Source organism: Vibrio tetraodonis (assembly GCF_003350295.1).
Taxonomy (GTDB): domain Bacteria; phylum Pseudomonadota; class Gammaproteobacteria; order Enterobacterales; family Vibrionaceae; genus Vibrio; species Vibrio tetraodonis.
Genome location: NZ_QLYY01000018.1, coordinates 102,795 through 128,579, shown reverse-complemented (window position 1 = coordinate 128,579; position 25,785 = coordinate 102,795). Strand labels below are relative to the sequence as shown.

Sequence of the window (25,785 nt, the reverse complement as noted above, 5' to 3'; positions counted from 1 at the left end):
GAATCGTTTTCTTCCGGTATCGACCTACAAAAAAGCCCGCATTTCGATGCGGGCTTTTAAATCTTGTTGTGGTTATTTTTCTTCCACAGCCTACCCGCGCGATTTGGTCACGATAAGGAGGAGGCTCAGCAGAATTGAAAAATGCTTAGACATTGTTAACAGATCCCTGAAGGCGTTAAATTAACCACAAAATTTAGTTAACAAATTAGTACCGCACTCTGATGTAGACGTCAACCCCCAAAAGAGCATTTATTAACTAACCCTAGAATAAATGCCCTTGATTCACTGCATACAAAAATTCAGCAATTAGGTTTCTATATAGAGATTCCCCCTATGAATGGTTTTAGGGTTATGACTATTAGGAAGGTGGGGTGACCGAAACATGCCAACTTGAGCGATATCCAGCTAATGTGATTGAAATGTGCTTAATCACTTGAGTAAAAGTTAATTTGTAGAACCAAACAAGGTTACCTATTTTGTCAAAGCGTTGCGCGTTATCATACTAAATATTAATATTGGTTTTGTAGTTTGAACTTTAGTTATTTTTCTTGTAAATGATTCTTTTTGTCACTTAGCACCTATTATTCCACTTAATTAATTACTCAAAATTTCATACTTATGCTAATTTATGTTTTTTTATATTTTGACTAAGTGATTGATTTTATTGCTTTTAATTATCATTCAGGTGAAAAATACTGATTAATTATCAATCTGGTTGCCAATACATGAATGATTCGTTGATAGTAAGGTTCCGCCGCGAAGTATCGGACGGGCAAATATAATTAAAAACTGGTTATCTATTCCCAACCAACATTGATTTAAAAAACATTTACATTGACGAATACAAGACAAGAGGCTTGCGTGATGATTGAGAAAAAAGAATCTATGAGTGCTATTGCCAGCTACAGAATGGAAAGTACTCTCCGTGGAGTAGATTTAAACCTTTTAACTGTATTTGATGCGGTTATGCAGGAACAAAATATTACCCGTGCCGCACACAATTTAGGTATGTCACAACCTGCGGTAAGTAACGCAGTTGCTAGACTAAAAGTGATGTTTAACGATGAGCTATTTATGCGTCAGGGACGTGGTATTCAACCAACCCAGCGCGCGCGTTTACTGTTTGGTCCCGTTCGTCAGGCACTTCAATTAATCCGAAACGAACTGCCAAGCTCTATTTTTTCTCCTGAAACTTCTACTCGTTTGTTCAAACTGGCGATTTGTAGCCCTTGCGACATGCGTTTTGCGCCGAAGATCATGTCTACGATTCATGAACAGGCACCTTATGTACAACTTCACTTAGACGCGGAGTTTGATCGTCAATTGGCTGAAAGAATGCGTTACCAAGAAATTGATTTTGTCGTTGACTATGCTCGCTTCGATGAGCAAGGCTTTTCTAGTACTGAAATCTTCCAAGATGAGTTGGTTGTTGTTGTGTCTAAATCGCACCCTCGTATTCAACAAGGTGTCACGGCAGAGCAGCTTAAAGAAGAACGCCATGCTAAGTTATCTCGTGTACATGGGCAACGCAGCTTTTCAGAGCAAGCATACCGCGACCTCGACGTACAGGCATATTACGAAGGAACTAGCTTAAGCAATGTTTTATATGTAGTGGGTCAGTCTGAGCTGGTGACTATCGCTCCTCGCTGGATGGTCGAAAATGCGGCTAATAAAGAGCAACTGCAAATTCTCGACTTCCCGTTTGAAAATGCCAAAATCAGCGGTTTCTTGAGCTGGCACGAGTCAAGTGAGAAGGACAAGGGTCATATCTGGCTTCGTGACCAATTAATGATGATTTGTGGCGAAGTGGTTGCAAAAGCCTAATTAACTATCATTAAAAACCTTGAATGGTTTGGCGCCATTCAAGGTTCTTTACATTTCAAATATCAACTTTCATTCCCCCTAGTTGCCTTTTCTTTACCTAAATGTACACTTGTGCGCTCTGAAAGCTTACATACGTAAGCGAAAGGTAGGAATATGGCTTATATAGATTTTCATATCGTTAAAAGGATTCGTCAGCAGTTAGGTCAAAATGGTGATCGAGTCGCTCTTAAATACAAATCGGGCGATGCTTGGCAAGGCATTAGCTGGACTGAGTTTGGTGTTCAATTAGACTGCTTATCTTTAGCTTTACTGGATCATGGTATTGAGGTCCAGGATAAGATTGGTATTTTTGCTAACAATATGCCTAATTGGACCGTTGCCGATCTCGCCTCTCTTCAAATTCGAGCGGTTACCGTTCCTATTTATCCAACTAACACTGCCAATCAAGCAGGCTATATTCTCGATAATGCTGATGTGCGCATCCTATTTGTTGGAGAGCAATCTCAGTTTGATGCAGCTGTCAGCGTTTTTGACCAGTGTCCTAAATTAGAATTGATAGTGACAATGTCAGAAGGCATTGAGCTTGGCCAATTTGGCTTTGCTTGCACTTGGCAAGAGTTTGTTGGCCGTCCTCAAAATCCACCCAAGGCACAACTTCAGCAGCGTTTGGCCGAAGCCAATTTGGATGATTTACTTACCCTTATATATACCTCAGGTACGACAGGGCAGCCTAAGGGTGTGATGCTAGATTATCGTAATGTCGCCTCGCAACTCGCAGGTCACGACAAAAGGCTTACACTCAGCCATAATGATGTTTCACTGTGCTTTCTTCCTTTATCTCACGTTTTTGAACGAGCTTGGACTTTTTATACTCTGTACCGTGGAGCGACCAATTGCTACTTGCAAGATACAATGCAGGTTCGTGAAGCTTTGAGTGACATCAAACCGACGGTCATGTGCGCTGTTCCTCGTTTCTATGAGAAAATATTTTCTGCCATTCATGACAAGGTATCAAAAGCGCCAATGACTAAAAAACTACTCTTTACTTGGGCTGTGAATATGGGCGCTAAGATGTCCTTGTGTCATCAAGAGGGTAGAGCACCCTCCTTTATGCTGAGAAAGTTTCATCAGCTTGCAGATAGTATGGTGTTGTCTAAATTGCGTGCTTTGCTGGGTGGCCAGATCAATTTTATGCCATGCGGCGGGGCCAAATTAGATGAAGCGATTGGCCGTTTTTTCCATGCAATCGGCATAAACATAAAGCTGGGCTATGGAATGACAGAAACCACCGCCACTGTCTCTTGTTGGGCGGATGGCTGTTTCCAGCCACAATCCATAGGCACATCCATGCCAGGCGCTGAAGTGAAAATAGGAACCAATAATGAAATATTAGTTCGTGGGCCAATGGTGATGCGCGGCTACTACAAAATGCCCAAAGAAACGGCAGAGTCATTTGATGAGCAAGGTTTTTTAAAAACCGGAGACGCGGGACACATAGATGAAAAAGGTAATGTGTTTATTACCGACCGTATTAAAGAGCTAATGAAAACATCAGGTGGTAAATATATCGCCCCTCAGCTTGTCGAAGGGACGATCGGCAAGGATCACTTTTTTGAACAAGTGGCAATTATTGCTGATACTCGTAAGTTCGTTTCTGCGCTCATTGTGCCTTGTTTTGATAGCCTTGAAGCGTATGCGAAAGAGCTGAACATTAAGTATCAAGATCGTATCGAGTTGATCAAGCATCACCAAGTTGTTGAAATGCTTGAACGTAGGGTAAATGATCTGCAAAAGGAATTAGCAAAATTTGAGCAGGTGAAGAAATTTAAGTTGCTACCTAAAGCGTTTTCAATGGATGCCGGTGAGCTGACTCCGACTCAGAAGCTTCGCCGCAAAGTCATCAACGAGAAATACCAAGATGAGATTGAAGAGATGTACCGTGATGATGTGATGAAAAAATAACTCTCCTAATAATGAACACTTGCTAATCTAAAAATCCCTCAAACTTTGTGTTTGAGGGATTTTTAGTTTTGTCTTAACGTTTTTTGGGCTTATAAACTATCGTTCCTTCACCCAGATATCTGTGTAAGATTTTTGGTCAAAATAATCTTGATAAGCCATGATATAAGCTTTTTCTAAATTTTGAGTGTATCGCTCCGTATCAAATAATGGCTTTGACATTGGTTGGCTAGCAAGAGTTTGTTTGATTTCTGCAAGTTTTTCAGAGTTGTTAGCGAGTTGCAAAATCACCTGCAGATACTCTTCGTTTGTATGGGTAACGAGTTCTGGCAGTCCCACGGCATGCAGTAAACTCGCTGATACTCTGGCAGCAAAGCCTTGTCCAGATTTGGTGATGACAGGGACACCAGCCCAGAGCGCATCGCTTGCCGTTGTATGGGCATTGACATTAAAGGTATCTAAGAAAATATCAGCATGTTGATATCTGGCTAAATGTTCCTCTTGTTGTAAAGGTTTTGCGAAGATCAAGCGTTCACTGTTTATACCTCTTTGCTGGGCATGCTGCTTTAGATTTCTTCGTACATGGAGATTATCGCTAAACAGCCAAAGAACACTTCCTTTTACGTTTTTTAATACACTCATCCAGATATCAAATTCTGTGGGGGATAGTTTATATGGGCTGTTGAAGCAGCAAAAGACGAGTCCTTTATCTGGTAATCCTAACTCTTGTTTATTCGATGAACATCGGGGGACTAGGCGAGTGTTATCATTGGGTTGGTAGCTGTTGGGTAGATAAATAATATTCTCGGTATAATGAGGCCTTTGCTCTTGCGGGATAAGGTATGAATCGGCGACGAGATAGTCGATAAAATCAGCACCTATTGTGCCAGGGTAGCCAACATGGCTGATTTGCAATGGTGCTGGCCGCTTGGCAAAAATACCTAAACGTCCATCTCGGGTATGGCCTTTTAGATCAACCGCAATGTCAATCCTATCTTTTCTTGCAAGTTTTGCGATCTCTAGGTCGCTTAACTCAGCTACATCATGAAAAACATCAAATAAGTCAGGTGCTTTCTTCCTAGTACTATCACCCGTATTAGGGCCAAAAGAATAAGCGTAGACATCGAACTTTTCTCTGTCGTGCAGGGCAAAGACTTTGGACATGAGATGCATGGTGGCGTGATCATGAAAATCAGCGCTGAAATAGCCAATGCGAAGCCGACTGGGTTTTTGGTTCGGCTTGGCTATCTGTGGTAAATCGCACACTAGGTGTTTGGATTTAACGAATTGTTCAGAACGAAGTCGATGTCTTAGTGGTGAGTCTTCAAAGGTTAGTGCTGCGAAAGGAGAGACGGCTTTACCTTGAGTGCCGAGAGTTTCAACCATGGATATGTCTTCCTTCATGGCGGACCAGTCGCAAAGCCTTGCTTGTTGATATAGCTTTTTTAGCCTTGCAGATTCCATGTGAGGATCTAAGGTGAGGGCTTTTTGATATGCTGTGACCGCCAGCTCTGGCTTGTCTTGTTTTTCAAGTACTGCTCCCAAGTTATCATAGGCTTCAACGTGGTTTGGTTTGAGTGATAAAGCCCTCATATAACATTCCGACGCTTGTTTTAGCTTTCCTTGTTCTTGAAAGATAATGCCCAAGTTATTATGTGCTTCTGCATAATCTGGGTTTATTGTAAGCGCTTGTTGATAAGCTTTTACAGCGTCTTTTAGATTGCCAAGGTCTCTAAGTACCACGCCCTTATTGTTATGTGCCTCAGCATAATCAGGTTTGAGTGCTAACGCCTTTTGATAATACCCAAGTGCTTCTTGAGGTTTGCCTTTGTCTCTCAGGACGACAGCTATATTGTTATAGCCGCCAACATTTTCAGGGCATAAGTCGATAACCTGCTCAAACGCCTCAAGAGCCTGATCCATGTTTCCCACACTTTTACTTGCCACACCTAGAATATTCCAAACCATGCTGTTATTGGGATGCTGTAGAGACAGTACTTGGGCTTGTTTTAATACCAGATTTACTTGACCTTGATTATATTGCTTGATGAGTCTCTCGATGGTTTCATTGAGTGCTGTTTCTGAGGCCATGCTGGATTCTGAGTTGTGAGTTATCGCTTGTGCACACTCTAACATGAGACGTGGTTGGATAAAGTGAACGCTTTGCCAGTGGAGTGAATAATCCGTTTATTTCACAAAAATCTGCTTACCCAAGACTAAAGGACTCGTTTAACTCAAGCGTAAAATATAAAATTTTTGTCTAAATATACTTAAAGTCTGACATGACTATCTGAATACTGATAAGTGATTAGCTTGATTCACTGCCCATACCTCAATCTGTAGCATCTTGTTTAAAGTGAGATCTAAATTTGATTAGATCATTGTTTAAGAAAACGTTACATTTGTTGCTCGAACTTGTTTTGTGTTACATCACAGCAAGGCATAGCCGAAAAGTGGAAGTATTTCGATTAGGCTACGAATAAGCCCTAGACTATGTAAACCCAGCACCTATTGATTGACCTTATTAATAGGAGAGTTGGCGAGGAGAAAAATATGGCAGTAATGTTGTCCGGTGCAGAGATGGTTGTTCAATCTCTGATCGAGGAAGGTGTGGAACAAATCTTTGGTTATCCTGGTGGTTCCGTTCTGGATATTTATGATGCTCTGCACGCTAAGACAGATCAAATCAAACACGTGCTTGTTCGCCATGAACAAGCTGCGACCCACATGGCAGATGGTTATACGCGCGCTACCGGTAAACCAGGCGTGGTGCTTGTATGTTCAGGGCCAGGTGCAACCAATACGGTAACAGGTATCGCAACCGCCTACATGGACTCGATACCCATGATTGTTATTTCAGGTAATGTGCCTAATAACCTAATTGGTAATGATGCGTTCCAAGAGTGTGATATTGTTGGTGTGTCTCGACCTATTGTGAAGCACAGCTTCTTGGTTAAAGAGGCGAAAGACATTCCAGAGACCATGAAAAAAGCGTTTTACATCGCTACAACAGGTCGCCCAGGTCCTGTGGTCATTGATCTGCCCAAAGACGTTATGAATCCCCATAATAAGCTGCCTTATGAGTATCCTGCTAACTTGTCGATGCGCTCGTATAAACCGACCACGACTGGGCATAAAGGCCAGATCAAAAAAGGTCTTAAAGCGCTGCTTGCCGCGAAAAAACCGGTTTTATACGTGGGCGGCGGAGCTGTCATATCGCAAGCCGATGAATACCTTTTGCAACTCTCAGAGAAGCTGAACCTACCTGTAGTTAGCACACTCATGGGGCTTGGCGCTTTTCCTGGCACGCATAAAAACTCTCTTGGTATGTTGGGCATGCATGGGCTTTATGAAGCCAATATGGCCATGCACAACGCCGATCTTATTTTTGGTGTGGGAGTACGATTTGACGACAGAACCACCAATAACCTAGAAAAGTACTGCCCCAATGCCAAAGTGATGCACATAGATATCGATCCGTCTTCGATTTCTAAGAATGTGCAGGCTGATCTACCAATTGTTGGCTCAGCAGAAAAAGTCTTAGCAAGTATGCTGTCGTTGCTCGAAGAACAAGGCGCAGTCAACGATCATCAAGCCATACAAAGCTGGTGGGATGATATTCAAACTTGGCGCGATCGTAATTGTTTGTCTTATGATACTTCTTCTGAGCGTATCAAACCTCAGCAGGTCATTGAAACCCTCTATAAGTTGACCAATGGTGATGCATATGTGGCCTCTGATGTTGGTCAACACCAAATGTTTGCTGCGCTTTACTATCCGTTCAATAAATCACGTCGCTGGATAAACTCAGGAGGCCTTGGCACCATGGGCTTTGGCTTTCCAGCAGGTCTTGGGGTGAAATTTGCCAAACCGGAAGAAGAAGTGGTGGTGGTGACAGGAGATGGCAGTATCCAGATGAACATTCAGGAACTGTCTACAGCAATGCAATATGACATTCCCGTCAAGATCATTAATCTTAACAACCGCTTCCTAGGTATGGTTAAGCAGTGGCAAGATATTGTTTACCAAGGCAGACACTCGAACTCGTATATGAGCTCTGTGCCTGATTTTGTCGCCATTGCTAAAGCCTATGGACATGAAGGAATCCGAATCGAGACGCCAGATCAACTCGAGTCAGGACTCAAACAAGCATTAGAGATGAAAGACAAACTGGTATTTGTTGATATCAATGTTGATGAGACTGAGCATGTATATCCAATGCAGATCAAAGGCGAGGGTATGGACAAGATGTGGTTAAGCAAGACGGAGAGAACTTAAGATGAGGCATATTATTTCATTGCTAATGGAAAACCAACCGGGCGCGTTATCTCGGGTAGTGGGTCTGTTCTCACAGCGTGGCTACAACATTGAGTCTTTAACCGTATCGCCGACCGATGATGAAACCCTTTCACGCTTGAACATCACCACGATTTCAGATGATATGCAGTTAGAGCAGATTCAAAAGCAGCTCAACAAGCTTATTGATGTATTAAAAGTTCAGGAAGTCACGGAATTTGACCATGTTGAACGCGAACTTATGATGGTTAAAGTGAGAGCTAGCGGTATAGCTCGTGAAGAAGTCAAACGTACCGCCGATATTTTTCGCGGCCAGATTGTTGATGTCACTGCTTCACAATACACAGTTCAGTTAGCAGGCACCAGCGAAAAACTTGATGCTTTTATCCAAGCTATTTCTGAAGCAACAGAGGTGATTGAAGTTGCAAGAAGTGGCGTAGTCGGTATTGCGCGCGGTGAAAGGGCGTTGAAAGCGTAGAGTATAGGTCATTTAGTGAAAAGCCTTAGTAAAATTACTAAGGCTTTTTTTATATTATTATTGGTTTAAAAAGCTCACTGCTTTATCTGGGAAGTCAGTGAATAAACCATCGACTTTTACTTGGTTGTAGAAAATATCCATCATGCCTTCAAAGCTATCTGTGTAGGCAGGGATGCGACCAGGATCGGCGCGGAAAGTGTAGGGGTGAACGTCTAACCCAGCGTCTTTCGCTTCTTTCATCAAGGGTTTGATGATGATGTTATTTTTAGTGGATTTATCATCTACCAGCATAGGTTTCCATGGGCCAATGCCCTCAGCGTATTTGGCAACTTCTTTCATGGCGCCGGGTTTAAACATCCAGTCGTAGCTGTAAGGCGTTGCTTTATCGCCCTGATAAACCATGGTTTCATTCCAATCAGTGTGAGCAATCAATTGAACCAGTTTGAGATCCATGCCCATTTTTGGCATCAGTTCATCATTGATACGTTTTAGCTCGTTAGCGTCAAAACATTGCAAATAGACTTTGTCATCTTGAGCGTCATAACCATATTGCTTAAGCACTTTAAGGACTGCTGAGGAGATGTCTTTACCTTCATGGCGGTGGAACCAAGGCGCTTTGATCTCTGGGTAAATACCGATATCGTAGCCAAGTGATTTGTTAAGGCCTTGAATAAGTTCAATTTCTTCGGCTAGTGTTGGTACGCTAAAGTCTGATTTCCACATCGGGAAACGCGTCGGGTAGCCAGCTACCTTGTTACCGTTGTCATCAATGTTAAACCCTTCAGTAACTCTAAGTACTTTGATCTCTGCCAGGGTAAAGTCAATCGCGTAGTAACGTCCATCTTTGCGCGCTCTGTCTGGGAAGCGCTCTGCCACGTCTGTCACTCTGTCTAGATAATGGTCGTGCAGAACAACCAGTTGGTCGTCTTTGGTCATGACGACGTCTTGTTCTATATAGTCAGGTTTCATCGCATAGGCCAAGGCTTTTGCTTCTAACGTGTGCTCTGGTAAGTAACCAGAAGCGCCACGGTGGGCAATAACAAGAGGCTTGGCTATAGCGCCAGCGGATAAGCTTAGTGCTAAAAAGGTTGTTGTAAGAGAAAGGGTTTTCATTGTTGTTGTCCTTGATAAAAACAAAGGCAGCTAAGCTGCCTTTCATCGTGATTTAAGCAAGCGCGGCTTTTTGTTTTTGTTCATGGTGCGCCTTTTCACCTAAGAAGGCGTAAATGAGGCACACTATGGATGTGATACATGAGCCGACCAAGATGATAAAGCCACCATCCCAACCAAAATGATCGACGGTGTAGCCTAACACAGCATTTGCGGCGACAGCACCTCCTAAGTAGCCAAATAAACCTGTAAGACCTGCGGCTGTTCCTGCAGCTTTTTTCGGTGCGAGTTCAAGAGCATAAAGTCCGATTAGCATCACAGGGCCATAGATTAGGAAACCAATGGCAACTAATGCAGCCATGTCGATGGCAGGGTTACCTGCAGGATTAAACCAGTAAACAAGTACTGCGACGGTGACCAATACCATAAATAAGATACCCGCTGGTGCGCGGCGGCCTTTGAAGAGCTTATCGGATATCCAGCCACACAATAAGGTGCCGGGAATGCCTGCCCATTCGTAAAGGAAGTAGGCCCATGAGGATTTATCAACGGTAAACTCTTTAGCTTCTTTTAAGTACACTGGTGCCCAGTCCAATACGCCGTAGCGAATCAAATAGACAAAGGCGTTAGCAATCGCGATAGACCACAGCAGTTTGTTTGAGAATACATACTTAAAGAAGATTTCTTTGGCGGTCATCTCTTTTTCATGTGACTTATTGTAGTCATCCGGATAGTCGTCTTTGTATTCTTCGATAGGAGGCAGGCCACAGGATTGCGGAGTATCTCGCACCGTCATCCAGATGAAAATCGCTACGAGTGCGGCAAAGAATGCTGGAACATAGAATGCAGCTTTCCAATCTTCATTGAAAGCCCAAAGCCCAAGTAGGAACATAGGACCAATCAGACCGCCGCCTACGTTGTGCGCCACATTCCACACCGAGACTATCTCGCCCCGTTCTTTACGTGACCACCAGTGAACCATAGTTCTACCGCAGGCTGGCCAGCCCATACCTTGGAACCAACCATTGAGAAACAGCAAAATAAACATGGCGGTAATGCTGCCTGTTGCCCATGGCATAAAGCCAAAACAGAACATGACCAGTGCAGACATCAAAAGGCCACCACTTAAAAAGTAGCGCGGGTTCGAGCGATCAGACACGCTACCCATTAAGAATTTCGATAAACCATAAGCGATAGAGACAGCTGCTAAAGCGACACCAAGATCGCCTCGGCTAAAGCCTTGCTCAATCAGATAAGGCATAGCTAGACTGAAGTTTTTGCGTACTAAATAGTAGCCAGCATAGCCAACAAAAATGCCGATAAAAAGTTGCCAACGTAAGCGTGAATAAGTGCTATCTACTAGCCCTGAAGCGAGCCGATCGATATGCGCCTTAGGTTTGAAAACTCCAAACATAGGACCTCATTATATTTGTGCGATGGTGATAAAAATGAAAACAGAACGAGCAAATATGATTTCGTTCGAAAGTGTTCGGAATTGTATGAATAATAAAAGCGATTTCTGTGATAAATACTACATAAGTGTTAAATATTGATGAAATTGAGTGATCTAATCTGGAGAACTTGGATCTGGGTGCAGTAAAGCGCAGATTTTGAGCTTATCAAGAAAACGAATGAGGGAGAGAATAAAGTCGCCGCTTTGGGTAAACGGCGACCAAATGAAGGTTAATGCAGAATACGAGCGCGAATGGTGCCTTCAATACTCTTGAGCTTTTTCAACGCTTCTTCAGAACGATCGCTTTCTACATCGATAACCACATAGCCAATATCAGCATGAGTTTGTAAATACTGACCTGCAATATTGATCCCTTCTTCAGCGAAGATTGTGTTAATTTGGGTCAAAATACCAGGGCGGTTTTTATGAATGTGCAGTAAGCGAGAGCAATCACGGTGCTCTGGCAAGGACACTTCAGGGAAGTTAACACTCGATAGCGTTGAACCATTATCCGAATATTTTGCGAGCTTACCCGCGACTTCAACGCCAATGTTTTCTTGTGCTTCCTGAGTGGAGCCGCCAACATGAGGCGTTAAAATGACGTTATCAAACGTTTGCAGTGGAGACTCAAAAGGATCAGCGTTGGTTTTTGGCTCTGTTGGGAATACGTCAATGGCAGCACCTGATAAATGCCCAGACTCCATGGCCTGACATAAAGCAGGTATATCGACCACAGTGCCACGAGCAGCGTTGATAAAGATAGCGCCAGGTTTCATTAGTTCAAACTGCTCTGCGCCCATCATATTCTTGGTTCCTGCTGTTTCTGGTACATGCAAAGAAATGATGTCGCATTTATTGAGGAGCTCAGCCATGGTGTGTACTTGGGTGGCGTTACCAAGGGATAGTTTGTTTTCGATATCGTAAAAGTACACTCTCATACCTAGGTTTTCAGCTATGATGCCAAGTTGAGTACCTATATGACCATAACCTATGATCCCGAGCCTTTTTCCTCTTGCTTCGTAAGAATTTTCAGCGCTTTTCTTCCATACTCCGCGATGAGCCAGTGCATTTTTTTCTGGAATGCCTCGCAGTAGAAGTAATACTTGTCCAAGCACTAATTCAGCAACACTCCTCGTGTTTGAAAAAGGTGCATTAAAAACAGGGATCCCTCTCGCTGCGGCAGCGCCGAGATCAACCTGATTGGTGCCGATGCAAAAACAGCCTATGGCCACTAACTTTTCAGCCGCATCAATAACGGCTTGTGATAAGTTTGTGCGTGAACGGATACCAATAAAGTGCACATCTTTTACCGCATCAAGGAGGGCCTCTTCTGAAAGAGAGCCTTTGTGAAATTCGATATTGGTGTAACCCGCAGCTTGTAATACTTCAACGGAAGAAGGATGAAGCCCTTCAAGAAGTAGAATCTTAATCTTATCTTTTTCCAGTGAAACTCTGGCCATAGTGTTCGTCCTTAAAAATTAAATTTGGGGGCTTAAGCTGTGCACAAGTCTTGTAACTGTATTAAAGCCAACATTACTTGAGTTTTTTTATTGGCGCAAACGTTTTCGTTGCGCATCTTCTGCTCATTAAATTAACAAAAAAATTTAGCTTTGGGTAAGAAAATAAAAGTATATGGAATAATTTTTAATAAGATAAATGAAAAAAACAGCACCTAATGGTGCTGTTTGCGATGAAGTGTCTGAAATTATGAAAACTAACTTTCGATTTTGGCACCTTGTGGGGTCCCTGTTATCACAACATCTGCTCCACGATGAGCGAACAAGCCGACCGTGACAACGCCTGCAATGGCATTAACGTCGTTTTCGAATTGTTTCGCATTGGTAATGCGAAGGCCATGTACATCTAAAATGACGTTGCCGTTATCTGTTGTTACCCCTTCTCGATAAACAGGATCGCCCCCAAGCTTAACCAGTTGACGAGCCACGTAGGAACGCGCCATAGGGATAACTTCTACAGGAAGTGGAAACTCCCCTAGAACCTCGACCGCTTTGCTGCCATCGACGATACAGACAAATTTATTTGAGATAGCAGCAACAATTTTCTCTCTGGTCAGAGCGGCGCCGCCACCTTTGATCATCTCGCGTGATGGATTGATTTCATCAGCGCCGTCTACATAGACATCCAAGTAGGAAACATCATTGCAGTCAAAGATTTCAATGCCTAGGGCTTTAAGCTTTTCAGTGGAGGCTTCAGAGCTAGATACTGCGCCTTTGATGTCGTCTTTGATACTGCCTAGGGCATCGATGAAGTGATTGACTGTTGAGCCCGTACCTACACCAACTATGCTGCCTTTTTCTACGTACTTAAGTGCTGCCCAACCGGCTTCCTTTTTCATTTCATCTTGCGTCATGCCCGTCTCCTAAACTGGGTTTAAATTATGCGTCTGGAGCGCGATTATATATCCAATCTGAGACTATTCCCAATCCCAGATCTGTTTAGGGGTAAGGATTTTGGGTAAAGGCACATCCCATGACTCAACGGGCAGTTGTTCAACTTCTTGACAACTATGAGCAAGACCGATTGGTTTTGGCCCAGATTGAGAGTGAAACCAAGGCTCTAAAGTACGATCATAGTAACCCCCACCCATACCAAGGCGATGGCCATGTTTATCAAAGGCCACTAACGGTGTGCAGATAATATCTAGCTGCTCAACCGGTATTATTTTGTCTTTTTCAAGCTTAGGCTCTGAGATGTTATAGCGGTTAGAGACCAAGGACGTATTCTCGTCATAGCTAAGAAATAATAGGTGGCCAGCTGAAAAAGGATGAATGACTGGAAGATAAACCTCTTTTCCGAGCCTTTGAAGCTCTTGAATAAGAAGAGAGGTTCCGACTTCACCATCGGCAGACAGGTACAGGGCAATATGCTGAGCTTGTTCAAGTTCAGATAAACTGAGGAAATGCCTTGTTAATGCGATGGTAGCTTGACTTTGCTCATCTGGATTCAATTGATTGCGTTTTTGACGGATGAGTTTTCGGTAGTCCTGCCGCGAAAGAGTCATAAGAATGCCACTGGTGAAGAGATGTAGGGTACCCCAGAGTGCCGTTGGAGATTTGGGACCCTTGAACCAGCAGGTTCAAGGCGGATCGGCAATGGTAACCGTAGGCTTCTCGGTTCAAGCCGAGCTTGCTCAATAGCTATCAAGTGCCAACCCTTAAGTATTGCTTATCGGCTCAGGGACTTAATCCCCTAACGAACACTCCAGGGTAAATTCTTATTGTTGGCCCAAAAGCTTATTGCTGTTCCAGCTTTACTTGGCCGAGCGCATCACTTAATAAGGTGGTTAATTGTTCCAACTTATTGTCGAGCGTTTTTTTTTGCTCTACTTCTAATGTATCACGGCTTTCCAATTCATGACAGACGTTCAATGCGACAAAGGTGAGTAATTGTACTTCATTGGTGATTTTTGTCTTAGAAGTCATATCTTTTAGACGTTCATCAAGTTGCTGAGCCGCATTACGTAGCGACTCCTCTTGCCCAGCAGGGCAGTTTACTCGAGTTAATTTACCTAAAATTTCAACTTCAACTGCTTGATTACTCATAGCGACCCTGAATACGTTAGTTGGGTGTGATATGTAGATGATCACCAAGGAAGAAACTATAGAAAAAGGCTTGTTAAGATTCAAGCTTTTCCCTCTCGACAGTATAAATTCCCATGCAAAACTACACTAATTAACCAAATTGTATAAAAGCCACTCACAATCGGCTAATCGTTCGTTTTCGCTCCCTCAAGTAAATGCTAGAATCGGTATTATTTACTTATTTTTGGGATGCTTGTATGAGCGAACATAAGTTGCCAGCCTATTTGACCCTAGCAAGTGAACTTCAAACCGCTGGTTTAGCGGTCAATCCTGCTGAGTTACACGGATTACTGGCTGGTATGTTAAGTGGTGGTTTGAGCCTAACAGACAAAAGTTGGCAGCCGATGATTTTTGACTACACCAATGATGGCATGGGATGGCCTGCTAAACCACTGCAACTAGCTCAAACCACATTAGACGTGACCGTTGCTGAGTTTACAAGCTCCGCCATGAATATCTCAATCTTGCTACCCGATGAAGAGGCGAGCGCTAGCTTATTTGATATGGCGGATGGTGTTGCCGAATGGGTTAATCACTACATTTCTGGACTTGGTTTAGTTGGCGCTGAACTTAGGCAAGCATCCAAGGACACCAAAGAGGCGTTGGCAGACTTAGAAGAAATAGCCAAATTAGGTATTGACGAAGACGATGATCTTGAAGAACAAGCGCAATTGCTTGAGCAAGTGATCGAACACATCAAGGTTTGTGTATTAACCATACATGCTGAGTTTGGTCAGAAACCTGAGAAACAAAAGGCCCCGACTATTCATTAATGTAGGATATTTCATGAAGCAGTTTGATATTGTCATCACCGGAGGTGCAATGGCAGGGATGACATTGGCGCTGGCGGTGAGTAAGTTAGCTGGTGGTTCGCTGTCCATTGCTGTCGTTGAACCCTATCAGGCTGATTATGATGCTCATCCTGGATTTGATTCGCGAGCTATTGCTTTATCGCTTGGTACAGTCAACATTCTTAAACAGTATGATCTTTGGCAAGCTATGGCCGAGTTTGCGACGCCAATAAAACACATCCATGTGTCTGACCGGGGGCATGCTGGTATGACAGATATTGATCACCAAGAAATACCAGTAGACGCACTGGGTTATGTGGTTGAACTTACTGACGTAGGGCGATACTACAGTGAACAATTGAGCCAGCATAAGAATATTCACCTGTTGTGCCCCGCTCGCGTGAGCCAGATAGAAAGGTTGCAGCATCAAGTTTGCGTTACTCTCAATGATGGTCAATCGTTAGCAAGTAAACTGTTGGTTGCTGCCGATGGTGCGAGATCAACTTGCTGTGAACAATTGGAGGTTGAGTCAGAGTTGCATGATTTTGAACAAGTGGCGGTTATAGCAAACGTTAAAACTGCTCAAGCTCACCAAGGAAAGGCTTTTGAACGCTTCACTTCATCAGGGCCTTTGGCACTTCTACCTATGAGTGAGCAAAGAATGTCTTTGGTCTGGTGCCTTAAACCCGATCAAGCCACGCAGATAATGTCTCTAGATGATTCAGAATTCAAACAGGCATTGCAAGCGGCTTTTGGCTGGCGGCTAGGAGAGTTTCAAACTATTGGCCACAGAAGCAGTTATCCACTGCAACAAAGTTTTCGCCAGCAAAACATTTCGCATCGATTAGCGATTATTGGTAACGCAGCACAAACCCTTCATCCAATTGCCGGACAAGGATTCAACTTAGGCATTCGAGATATTGCGACACTGGCAGATTCAATAATGTCTCATGTTCAAGACCCAGGTGATTACTCCGTGTTGAGTCAGTATCAGCGTCGTCGAGAGCTTGATAGGTCCATGACATTATCACTGACTTCATCGCTGGTTCATATTTTTTCCAATGATTATCTGAGTTTTAGGGTTGCTCGTAATCTGGGGTTAGCGGCAATGGACAATGCGACCATGCTCAAAGCTCCTTTATTAACAAGAACATTAGGTTTGGTTGCTAGGTAGCAACCTGAGTGAGGAAGGGTTCGATGATACAAAGCGTTGATATCGCAATTGTTGGTGGAGGCATGGTAGGGTTGACGCTTGCCGCTGCCTTCAAAGACACTGACTTGCGAGTAGCGGTAATTGAAAGTCAGATACCAGAGTGTGAAATCAATGACCTCCCTGATGTCCGAGTCTCTGCTCTTAGTCGCTCGAGTGAAGTCATTTTACGTAACCTGGGTGCATGGGAGGGGATAGTTCAACGCAGGGCATCCCCTTATTCGGCAATGGAAGTTTGGGAGCAAGATAGTTTTGCTCGTATTGAGTTTGATGCAAAGAAGCTCGCTCAACCAGATCTCGGACACATTGTGGAAAATAGAGTGATTCAACTGGCTCTGCTCGACAGGGTCAAGCAAATGCCGAATGTAAGCCTTCATCTACCTGCTCAGTGTCATTCGATGGCGGTTGGTGAAAGTGAGGTATGGCTGAATCTGGCGAATGGGCAAGGACTCACAGCAAAACTCGTGGTGGGTGCAGACGGCGCTAACTCTTGGGTACGCAGACAATTGGATATTCCGCTCACTCACTGGGATTATGGTCATAGTGCGATAGTCGCGAATGTTTGGACGGCTGAGGAACATGACAAAGTCGCCCGTCAAGTATTTACTTCACAAGGCCCTCTTGCGTTTTTGCCCATGGATCAGAGTAATATGAGTTCCATCGTGTGGTCAACAGAACCTGAGCGTGCTGAATATTTAGTATCAGTACCCGATCAAGAATTCAACAAAACACTTACAGCTGAATTTGATGCAAGACTGGGGTTATGCGAAGTGGTTGGTAAGCGTGCGTCCTTCCCATTAAAAATGCGTTATGCACGGGACTTTGTGACTGATAGAGTTGCATTAGTTGGTGATGCTGCGCACACTATTCATCCTTTGGCGGGACAGGGGGTGAATTTGGGGTTGCTGGATGCGGCGTGTCTCGCTCAAGAAGTTCAAACCAGTTGGCGTAAAGGCCATGATATTGGTAGTCGTCGACATTTACGGGGCTATGAACGCTGGCGGAAGTCGGAAGCCGCGAAAATGATCGCGTCGATGCAAGGTTTCAAAGACTTATTCTCCGGTAATAATCCTGCTAAGAAATTGGTTCGGGGACTAGGCATGACTTTGGTTGGCCAGTTACCAGGTGCCAAAGATGAGATCATGAAAAGAGCGCTAGGACTTAAAGGGAATTTACCTGTATTAGCAAAGTATTTAGAGCAAGAAGCGGTTTGATGTAATGAAAAGGGCTGGTTTTAACCAGCCCCCATAAAACTTTTATATGTATGCGCAGCGTAGGCGCATTATTTCCTGATTAACTTCTTTCACCGTTTTAAAGTGACGCTTTTCTGCCCTTTCTGGTAGCACGAGCTTTCCGTTATCGAATTCAAATCGTCCAACTCCACAAATATAAATCCTTCCCTTAAACAATCGACTTACATGTTTAGCAATCATACCTGGCATGTAGCGCTTAAACAGTCTCATAGAGTGATCCTTATATGTAGCAAGCACCGCAAGTTTATAATTTTCCGCTCAATATTAATGTGATTATGATGGAAATTTATGCAGTAAAATGAATGTCTTTTGGGTATTTGTGCTTCATAAAACAAAATTACAGATAGCTACCCATTACTATGTGATGTTTTCCCTTAGTTATGCTCTGTCTATGGAAATCATCTCGTACTATTTAGTCACCAAATAGTAAACCCGAGATTTATGACAGTTTTAAGAATAGTTTAATATTTTTTTTATGTGACAATTTAAGGTAAATTTTTTGCATAAAAAAAGCCCGCATATCGCGGGCAAACAGTCACAGATGCATTACACAAGAGTAAAATCACTGATGTGTTCAGTGGTCTCACTGTGTGGTTAGACATTTAGCCTAGTACTCGTAACTAAAGGCAATTGCGACGATAAACATCGCAGTTAACATCTAGGCACAGGCATGAATGTTCCTAACAATACAAGTGTAATTCATGATGTGGTAAATGACTTCAAATGCCGTTTATATGAATATAAATGTCCTGGTTTTTATCTCTTATTGAGTATTAACTCACATTTAAATGTTAGATGTTTGGTTCTTGAGCTTTGCCAGTTAGACATAGGTCAGCGACAAATATCCGCTAAGACAGGATTACATAGGTTAAACAAGTCATCGATCTGTAATGCAATACCGGCAAGTAGAGAACCACTGCTGATAGTGACCTCGCTTTGTTGCATTAGTCGATGGTCAAAAATGATGGGCATCTTGGTTGGCAACAATAAAGGAGTGACTGTACCTATTTGGTATCCAGTAAGTTTCTCTATGTCGGACTGATCGGCACATGTCATGCGTCGGCAGCCTAATAGGCTCCTCACCCTTTTTGGATCTGCTAAGCGATCGCCGGGGACACAAGCCAGCGCATACAAATTCCCCATATCTCGCAGAAGAATACACTTAACCATTTGCTCAGGTAAAACCCCTCTCTGCTTTGCAGCGTCTTCAATAGTAGTGACTGGAGATTGGTGAGGAAGTACGCGAAACGAAACCCGCTGCGCGTTCAGGTAGCGGGTAATATTGGTATCAAGGCTATTGGTCATCATCAAGCGAGTATGGGAGCGGTTGGATTGTCCAAGAAGAATCTGGTTGGCTCGTTAGACGAAGCTTAGTATCAGCGTCAAGATTATTAGGCAGAACAACAAGGCCTAGAGCTTTGTTGTCGTTAAACGAGTAGCTTGCGATTAAATCACCGGCGCTGCGCCAGTTTTCACCCACTGAACGTTCCAGCTCTGAGTTTGCTGATAGTGTTTCGGAGTAGTCACCTGATACGATTTGCAAAGACCTTTTATTCATGCCTCGATATTTGGCTCTGGCGACGGTTTCTTGACCTGTGTAACACCCTTTACTGAAGCTAATACCTTTCAGAGCTTGCAGGTTTAACGCTTGTGGGATGTGTTCGTTTTGCACAGCTTCACTTACGATAGGTATCGCCGATTGAATGTCTAATAATGTCCAAACTTCTTCAGAGATTTTTGGCGCATCAATAGATTGACAGAGTTTGGACGCAGTATCTTTATCGACCGCGAGTAACCACCTTTGCTCATCTATTTGTACCGCTGTGCCCCCATCTATGGGTCGAACTGAACCTTGTTGTGAAGATAAGCTATTAATTGTATTGATGGCATTTTTACCTACTAAGCCGAGCAGTACATCGGTACTAGCAAGAAATTCGATTTTAGAAAAAATGGCGTATTTTTTTAGCTCAGCAAGTTCTTTCTCTATGGCTGATTTTGGTTGAAACATTGCGTAGCCAGAGCGGTGGTGAAATAAACGAAATATACTCCATGTTTTTCCTTTCGCGTCACAATGCGCGCCTAGGGTGCTTTCATCTTCAGAAAGTTTGACTACGTCACATGTGACTTGACCTTGTAAGTAAGATTTCTTGTCGTCACCTTCAGCGGTAATCATCCCCCATGATGCCAAATAAGTTAATGACAATTCTGGAAGCGGGTCTGTACTGGATAATGAGAGTTGATTAAAGTCGTTTGGCCAATTCATGTTCTTTACCTGAGTGCAATAGTTTGTTTGCTATGTTAGCGCTGAACGACCTTAGGAAACAACCTTTCAACCAGTATGGGAAGTGTTATAAATCTGTTAGCTCACTCGGGATTGTGACTTAGTTAGTGGTGGTTCGATTTATTGATTGTTACACTCGCGACAAACAACCTAAAAGGTGGAAATTAAAATTGTACACTCCGGAAGAAAAAGCTCGTATTAAATGGGCATGTCGTCGAGGTATGTTGGAGCTCGATGTGGTCATTATGCCATTTTTTGAAGAATGCTTTGAAGAGCTACAAGAAGAGGAACAGCGTGACTTTGTTGCACTGCTAGAGTGTGATGATCCAGATTTATTTACTTGGATAATGGGGCACGGGCGTAGTGATAATTTAGGTCACGCCTCTATGGTTGACAAAATCGTTGCTCACAACCTCAGTAAAGTACGTTAGGTTAGTTGCCTCAACGTCATTTATCGCTTGTCAGGTTAATTTCACTATCTTGATTTTAGCCTGCAGTGTCTTTTCGGCTTCGAATCTTCCACTACCATTAACTCTCTACCTTGCTGCTTGTGTTTATAGGCATCATTGTCTTTCTGGCTGGTTAGTCAATGCCCTCAAAGGTAATCTGATCATATCTAACTCTGGTTTGGGTGAATTGAATGGTCGAGAGTTCATGGTCAAAAAGAGAGTAATGCTGCTACCAGCACTTGGTTTGCTTTTGCAATTTGATAGTGGCGAGAGGCACATTTTGTGGCGCGACAGTGTGTCTGAAAAGGACTACCGGCTGTTATTATCAATGTTTAAAAGGGAGCTACAAGCTCCCCTTTAAATCATTTAGAGCAATTTTTCAGGGCACAATATAGTTGGGCCGCTATTTGGAGCGAGCTCAGGATAATCGAGAGTGTAGTGTAGTCCACGACTCTCTTTCCTTTCCATGGCGCAGCGTACCATAAGTTCTGCTACCTGAAGTAGGTTACGTAGTTCAAGTAAATTATTCGATACTTTGAAGTTGCTGTAATATTCGTGCGTTTCTTGCTGAAGTAATTGGATGCGCCGTAGGGCTCGTTCAAGGCGCTTATCTGTGCGCACTATCCCCATGTAATCCCACATAAATAAACGCAGCTCGTGCCAGTTATGTTGGATCACGACTTCTTCGTCAGAACAACTAACCTGACTTTCATCCCAAGCAGGGAGTGGGGGTGGCATAGTCGCTTTGGCAAGCTTTTCTATTATGTCGTTTGCGGCAGACCAGGCGTACACAACGCATTCAAGCAAAGAGTTAGAAGCCATGCGGTTGGCTCCGTGAAGACCTGTATAACTTACTTCACCAACAGCATAAAGTCGTGATAAGTCAGTTTCACCCTGTTTGTTGACCATAACACCTCCACAGGTATAGTGGGCGGCAGGGACTACGGGAATCGGCTCTTTGGTCATGTCAATGCCCAATTCGATAAGCCGACTATAAATGGTTGGAAAGTGTTTTTCGATAAACTCTGCAGGCTTGTGGCTGATATCTAAGTACATGCAATCTGCCCCAAGACGCTTCATTTCAAAATCAATCGCTCTGGCGACGACATCACGTGGGGCAAGTTCCTCTCTCGAGTCAAAGTCGGGCATAAAGCGAGTGCCGTCAGGACGCCTTAAAAATGCGCCTTCTCCTCGTAAGGCCTCAGTCAGCAAGAAATTTCTTGCTTCTGGGTGATATAAGCATGTTGGATGGAATTGGTTAAACTCCATGTTGGCGACTCGACATCCTGCTCTCCAAGCAATGGCAATACCATCTCCTGAAGAAACATCTGGATTAGATGTGTATTGGTATACTTTTGATGCGCCGCCAGTCGCGAGTACGACAAACTTGCTTCTAACCGTTTCAACACGTTCTTGATTACGGTTCCATATGTAGGCGCCGACGATTTTGGCAGAATCACCACCAATTTTATCTTCACATATTAAATCGAGAGCATTGTGCCGTTCTAAAACGGTGATATTAGGATGATGGTGAGCATTATCTTGAAGTGATGTTTGCATCGCCATTCCAGTGGCATCGGCAGCATGCAAGATCCTTCTGTGACTATGCCCGCCTTCTCGGGTTAAATGATAACGAGGTTTATCATCGCTATCGCCCTCTTCTCGATCAAAAGGTACGCCACCATCGATCAGCCATTGGACGCAAGTTTTTGCATTTTTGGCAATAAACTCAACCGTCTCTTGTTCACATAATCCTGCACCAGCAATAAGAGTGTCTTGTACATGAGAATCAATACTGTCGGATTCGTCAAACACAGCAGCTATTCCACCTTGTGCATAATAAGTCGAACCTTCACTTCTTGGCCCTTTGCTCAATACGATCACTTTGCCGTATTCGGCCACACGTAACGCCAGCGACAGACCCGCTGCGCCACTACCCACCACTAACACATCGCATTGATGCTCACGGTTTGTGTTCATAACACTTTTAAATTCCTGAATAAAGTAGTGCTGATACCTCGGAAGATGCAGGGCATCAGCTATTAAATATGGTTGTTCATTAAGCTGAATGAATTACTTTCATCACGCTCTCAGAAGTGGAGTACATCGATAATACTAACATTTCAATGAATGCAATTCTTTGTAAATAGCATTGCTTTTGGGTGCTTTCGTCCCCACTATCATTGATTATACAGTTATCGAATCATCGCTTGTTAGATAAAATCTGCAAAAAAATTGAACTTTATATTTATCACTGAGTCACAATAGTGCTCAAGTAAGCGGTGGTGTCAATACTGCGTTTTGAATAATTAATACTCATATCTGTAAGGTAGGGGTCGATAACAATAGGAGTACAGGCTCGAATGAACGAGCAGCTGACCGATCAAGTGCTTATTGAGCGAGTTCAGAATGGAGATAAGCAAGCCTTTAATCTCTTGGTGGTAAAATACCAAAACAAAGTCTGTAACCTTATCTCTCGCTACGTCAATAATCCTGGTGATGTACCTGATGTAGCACAAGAGGCATTTATTAAAGCTTATCGTGCCATACCAAGTTTTCGAGGTGAGAGCGCCTTCTATACTTGGTTGTATAGGATAGCGGTTAATACTGCTAAAAATCACATTGTTGCTCAGGGGCGTAGACCACCAGCGCAAGATGTAGATACTGAAGAAGCTGAATACTACGAAACAGGTAGTGCATTGAAAGAAATTTCGAACCCTGAGAACTTAACGTTGTCCAAAGAATTGAAACGAGTAGTTTTTGGTGCGATCGAAGCACTGCCTGATGATTTAAAAACGGCAATGACGCTACGAGAACTGGATGGTTTGAGTTATGAAGAAATTGCTGCGGTAATGGAATGTCCAGTAGGAACGGTACGTTCACGTATCTTCCGGGCTCGTGAAGCGGTTGAGAAGAAGATTCAACCTCTTTTGCAACGCTAATGCCAAAAAGGTTAATGGTGAAAAGAATGGCTGACAAAGAGAAAATTTCAGCACTCATGGATGGAGAATTGGTTGATAAAGCACTAATTAGCGAATTAGAGCAAGATCAATTGAGCCAAGGAACTTGGAACAATTATCATTTGATTGGTGATGTGATGAGAGGTGAATCTCCCCAAACAATGGAGTGGGATATCGCCGATAGCGTTGCGCTTGCATTGGAAAAAGAACCGGCTCACTCCAGAGCATCTGCGAAAGGTGTGACAGAAGTTCATTCACCTATAGAGCAGCCCAATCCTGTGAAAGCAAGGCTTAAACTGCCTGCGTGGCTGAATCAGTTTGGCCAAGTTGCAGTTGCTGCCTGCGTCTCTTTGGCGGTAATCCTTGGCGTACAACAATATGGTGGTAGTGAACCTGGACAGGCAGATTTAGAACAGCTCCCAGTTTTGCAAACTATCCCGTTTTCGGGTAGTGCAGAACCTGTAAGTTTGACTCGCAGTTCAGTTGAGCATCCAGCTGCATCAAATACATCCAATGTTCAGGAACAGAGACGACGTATTAACGCTATGTTGCAGGATTATGAATTGCAATTACGCCTCAATAGCGATGTTACAGAACATAATGACAACCCAGAAACGGTAGTTGAATGAAAAAAATTCTGACCAGTGTACTGGCACTGTTCAGTTTGAGTTCGCCACTCGCCTTTGCAGAAGAAAGAACTGCAGAGGCGTTGTTGCATCAAATGAACGAGGCCAGTCAGCACCTCAGCTATGAACTTTCTTATATTCTGATTAAGAAAAATAGTATTGAGCCTCTTTTATACCGCCATGCTCGCAACAATAATCAGCAGCTTGCTCATCTTGTTTATCTAAGTGGTCCAAGTCGGGAAGTAATAAGACGTGGTAGTGAGGTTAGTTACATTGAACCTGGCGTTGAGCCTTTTACTATCGAATCGGGCAACATAGTTGCACCCACTATCCCACTTTTAAATAGTGATGTGGAAGAGCTAAGTCGATTTTATGATTTTATTCAGGTTGGTCGTGCTCGAGAGGCTGGTGTAGCTTGTCAAGTTTTGAGAGTTGCTTCCAAAGACGGCCTTCGTTACTCGTATATATTGTGGGTTGATGAGAAGACTAAATTGCCACTCAGAGCGGATCTCGTTGACCGAGATGGTGAAGTGCTCGAGCAGTATCGCACCATTTCATACAGCGTTGATGACAATATATCTGAGATATTAGGTGCGCTAAATACGGTAAAATTACCTGGCGTATTGTCTTTACCTAAAGGTGCATTAGAGGACAGTTTCTGGACTGTGGGGTGGATTCCCAAGGGTTTTGAATCCACTGAGCTGAATCGTTATAGAATGGGAAGCACTGAGCGTATGGTGGAAACGCAAATGTTTAGCGATGGTCTGTTTAGTTTCTCAGTTTATGTCTCACAAAGCGATGACTACTCATTGAAAGGTCAACTTGTTCGGCAAGGTCGCCGCACACTGCACAGCTATGTTAAAGGTGATAAAGAAATTTCTGTGGTTGGTGATATTCCACCTGCAACCGCGAAAAGAATTGCCCAGTCGGTGACCATTAAAAAACCTATAGGCACAGCACAATGATGACGGCCCTGGCGACGGTTACCTCGGTTACTCCTAATGCAGACGGTTTTATTGTCGAACTAAGTTGCGATCAACAAACCAGTTGCTCTAAGTGTTCATCTCAAAAAAGTTGTGGTACCGGGATTGTATCTAAAGCTGTAGGTAGCAAATCATTACATTGGCAACTAAATACTTCTGAGCAAGTTAAAGCAGGTCAAGTGGTTGAAATCGGTCTTCCAGAGAGAAGCATCTTACAATCAGCGAGTTTGGTTTACCTAGCCCCACTATTTGCCATGATTTTCGGAGCGCTATTAGGAGAGTGGTTACTGAGACCTATATTTGGCTACGGAGAAGGCCTAGTGATTGCCTCTTCTGCTCTTTGTGTGGTTATCGGAGTCTATTGTGCCAAACGGCTAGTGATGAAACTGGAGCAAGGATCGTTAACCGATGTCAAATTGCTGCGTGTATTAGGCAAACCAATTAGCTAGTGCGAATTGTCTAGAAATTGGTTAGAATCTGCCAACTTGATCGAAGTGCCGCGAAAACGCG

Annotated in this window: 23 protein-coding genes and 1 other RNA gene; 12 read left to right on the top strand and 12 right to left on the bottom strand. The window is 43.4% G+C overall.

Annotated elements, in window-relative coordinates; translation table 11 throughout:
* Positions 1-864: 864 nt before the first annotated feature.
* Positions 865-1,824, top strand: a complete 960-nt coding sequence (leuO, locus tag DPF90_RS14350; RefSeq protein ID WP_114787024.1) for a transcriptional regulator LeuO — start codon at positions 865-867, stop codon at positions 1,822-1,824.
* Positions 1,825-1,977: 153 nt separating this feature from the next.
* On the top strand, positions 1,978-3,786 hold the full coding sequence (locus DPF90_RS14345) for an AMP-dependent synthetase/ligase (RefSeq protein WP_114787023.1): 1,809 nt from the start codon (positions 1,978-1,980) through the stop codon (positions 3,784-3,786).
* A 96-nt stretch (positions 3,787-3,882) separates the two neighbouring features.
* Here the strand turns inward: DPF90_RS14345 and DPF90_RS14340 are convergent, their stop codons facing one another.
* A complete protein-coding gene (locus tag DPF90_RS14340) occupies positions 3,883-5,874 on the bottom strand; it encodes an O-linked N-acetylglucosamine transferase, SPINDLY family protein (RefSeq protein ID WP_162814039.1) in 1,992 nt (663 codons plus the stop codon).
* Between the two features lie 462 nt (positions 5,875-6,336).
* Here DPF90_RS14340 and DPF90_RS14335 point away from each other — a divergent pair, with 462 nt between their 5' ends.
* Together DPF90_RS14335 and ilvN are read left to right on the top strand one after the other, a co-directional pair.
* Entirely contained in the window at positions 6,337-8,061 is a 1,725-nt protein-coding gene (locus DPF90_RS14335; protein ID WP_114787021.1) for an acetolactate synthase 3 large subunit, read from the top strand.
* 1 nt (position 8,062) lies between these two features.
* A complete protein-coding gene (ilvN, locus tag DPF90_RS14330) occupies positions 8,063-8,557 on the top strand; it encodes an acetolactate synthase small subunit (RefSeq protein WP_114787020.1) in 495 nt (164 codons plus the stop codon).
* A gap of 57 nt (positions 8,558-8,614) precedes the next feature.
* Here ilvN and glpQ read toward each other — a convergent pair whose 3' ends face one another.
* The 7 genes from glpQ to DPF90_RS14295 all read right to left on the bottom strand — a co-directional run bounded on the left by glpQ (position 8,615) and on the right by DPF90_RS14295 (position 14,683).
* A complete protein-coding gene (gene glpQ, locus DPF90_RS14325; protein WP_114787019.1) occupies positions 8,615-9,670 on the bottom strand; it encodes a glycerophosphodiester phosphodiesterase in 1,056 nt (351 codons plus the stop codon).
* 52 nt (positions 9,671-9,722) lie between these two features.
* The gene (glpT, locus tag DPF90_RS14320; protein WP_114787018.1) at positions 9,723-11,081 is read right to left on the bottom strand and encodes a glycerol-3-phosphate transporter; all 1,359 of its coding nucleotides are present in this window, start codon (positions 11,079-11,081) and stop codon (positions 9,723-9,725) included.
* A 269-nt stretch (positions 11,082-11,350) separates the two neighbouring features.
* Positions 11,351-12,580, bottom strand: coding sequence for a phosphoglycerate dehydrogenase (gene serA / locus DPF90_RS14315; RefSeq protein ID WP_114787017.1), 1,230 nt, complete (start codon positions 12,578-12,580; stop codon positions 11,351-11,353).
* Positions 12,581-12,834: 254 nt separating this feature from the next.
* Positions 12,835-13,491 (bottom strand): ribose-5-phosphate isomerase RpiA, encoded by a 657-nt coding sequence (gene rpiA, locus DPF90_RS14310; protein WP_114787016.1) that lies wholly within the window; start codon positions 13,489-13,491, stop codon positions 12,835-12,837.
* 63 nt (positions 13,492-13,554) lie between these two features.
* Positions 13,555-14,142 (bottom strand): 5-formyltetrahydrofolate cyclo-ligase, encoded by a 588-nt coding sequence (locus DPF90_RS14305; protein WP_114787015.1) that lies wholly within the window; start codon positions 14,140-14,142, stop codon positions 13,555-13,557.
* Between the two features lie 26 nt (positions 14,143-14,168).
* Positions 14,169-14,352, bottom strand: a non-coding RNA gene (gene ssrS / locus DPF90_RS14300) — 6S RNA.
* Between the two features lie 22 nt (positions 14,353-14,374).
* On the bottom strand, positions 14,375-14,683 hold the full coding sequence (locus DPF90_RS14295; RefSeq protein ID WP_114787014.1) for a cell division protein ZapA: 309 nt from the start codon (positions 14,681-14,683) through the stop codon (positions 14,375-14,377).
* Positions 14,684-14,919: 236 nt separating this feature from the next.
* On the opposite strand from DPF90_RS14295, the gene DPF90_RS14290 reads away from it, so the two are divergent.
* Genes DPF90_RS14290 through DPF90_RS14280 form a run of 3 tightly spaced genes read left to right on the top strand, consistent with a single transcriptional unit; the run spans position 14,920 to position 17,937 of the window.
* Complete coding sequence (locus DPF90_RS14290; protein WP_114787013.1) at positions 14,920-15,495, top strand: YecA/YgfB family protein; 576 nt, start codon at positions 14,920-14,922, stop codon at positions 15,493-15,495.
* A 13-nt stretch (positions 15,496-15,508) separates the two neighbouring features.
* Positions 15,509-16,687, top strand: coding sequence for a 2-octaprenyl-6-methoxyphenyl hydroxylase (gene ubiH / locus DPF90_RS14285; RefSeq protein ID WP_114787012.1), 1,179 nt, complete (start codon positions 15,509-15,511; stop codon positions 16,685-16,687).
* 23 nt (positions 16,688-16,710) lie between these two features.
* Entirely contained in the window at positions 16,711-17,937 is a 1,227-nt protein-coding gene (locus DPF90_RS14280) for an FAD-dependent 2-octaprenylphenol hydroxylase (protein WP_114787011.1), read from the top strand.
* A 42-nt stretch (positions 17,938-17,979) separates the two neighbouring features.
* On the opposite strand, the gene DPF90_RS14275 is transcribed toward DPF90_RS14280, so the two are convergent.
* The 3 genes from DPF90_RS14275 to ygfZ form a co-directional block, all read right to left on the bottom strand.
* Positions 17,980-18,186: a DUF1107 domain-containing protein gene (locus tag DPF90_RS14275; protein WP_114787010.1), complete on the bottom strand. Its 207-nt coding sequence runs from the start codon at positions 18,184-18,186 to the stop codon at positions 17,980-17,982.
* Positions 18,187-18,807: 621 nt separating this feature from the next.
* The gene (locus DPF90_RS14270; RefSeq protein WP_114787054.1) at positions 18,808-19,281 is read right to left on the bottom strand and encodes an aminoacyl-tRNA deacylase; all 474 of its coding nucleotides are present in this window, start codon (positions 19,279-19,281) and stop codon (positions 18,808-18,810) included.
* Positions 19,271-20,239 (bottom strand): tRNA-modifying protein YgfZ, encoded by a 969-nt coding sequence (gene ygfZ / locus DPF90_RS14265; RefSeq protein ID WP_114787009.1) that lies wholly within the window; start codon positions 20,237-20,239, stop codon positions 19,271-19,273. Before ygfZ ends, DPF90_RS14270 begins: the two co-directional genes overlap by 11 nt.
* 188 nt (positions 20,240-20,427) lie before the next feature.
* On the opposite strand from ygfZ, the gene DPF90_RS14260 reads away from it, so the two are divergent.
* Positions 20,428-20,688: an FAD assembly factor SdhE gene (locus tag DPF90_RS14260; RefSeq protein ID WP_114787008.1), complete on the top strand. Its 261-nt coding sequence runs from the start codon at positions 20,428-20,430 to the stop codon at positions 20,686-20,688.
* A gap of 384 nt (positions 20,689-21,072) precedes the next feature.
* Here DPF90_RS14260 and nadB read toward each other — a convergent pair whose 3' ends face one another.
* Complete coding sequence (nadB, locus tag DPF90_RS14255) at positions 21,073-22,686, bottom strand: L-aspartate oxidase (RefSeq protein WP_114787007.1); 1,614 nt, start codon at positions 22,684-22,686, stop codon at positions 21,073-21,075.
* Between the two features lie 383 nt (positions 22,687-23,069).
* On the opposite strand from nadB, the gene rpoE reads away from it, so the two are divergent.
* Genes rpoE through DPF90_RS14235 form a run of 4 tightly spaced genes read left to right on the top strand, consistent with a single transcriptional unit; the run spans position 23,070 to position 25,724 of the window.
* On the top strand, positions 23,070-23,648 hold the full coding sequence (rpoE, locus tag DPF90_RS14250) for an RNA polymerase sigma factor RpoE (protein WP_114787006.1): 579 nt from the start codon (positions 23,070-23,072) through the stop codon (positions 23,646-23,648).
* Positions 23,649-23,674: 26 nt separating this feature from the next.
* Positions 23,675-24,295: an RseA family anti-sigma factor gene (locus tag DPF90_RS14245; protein WP_114787005.1), complete on the top strand. Its 621-nt coding sequence runs from the start codon at positions 23,675-23,677 to the stop codon at positions 24,293-24,295.
* A complete protein-coding gene (gene rseB, locus DPF90_RS14240; protein WP_114787004.1) occupies positions 24,292-25,257 on the top strand; it encodes a sigma-E factor regulatory protein RseB in 966 nt (321 codons plus the stop codon). The genes DPF90_RS14245 and rseB overlap by 4 nt, the downstream gene beginning before the upstream one ends.
* Positions 25,254-25,724: a SoxR reducing system RseC family protein gene (locus DPF90_RS14235; protein ID WP_114787003.1), complete on the top strand. Its 471-nt coding sequence runs from the start codon at positions 25,254-25,256 to the stop codon at positions 25,722-25,724. The genes rseB and DPF90_RS14235 overlap by 4 nt, the downstream gene beginning before the upstream one ends.
* The last annotated feature ends 61 nt before the right edge of the window (positions 25,725-25,785 follow it).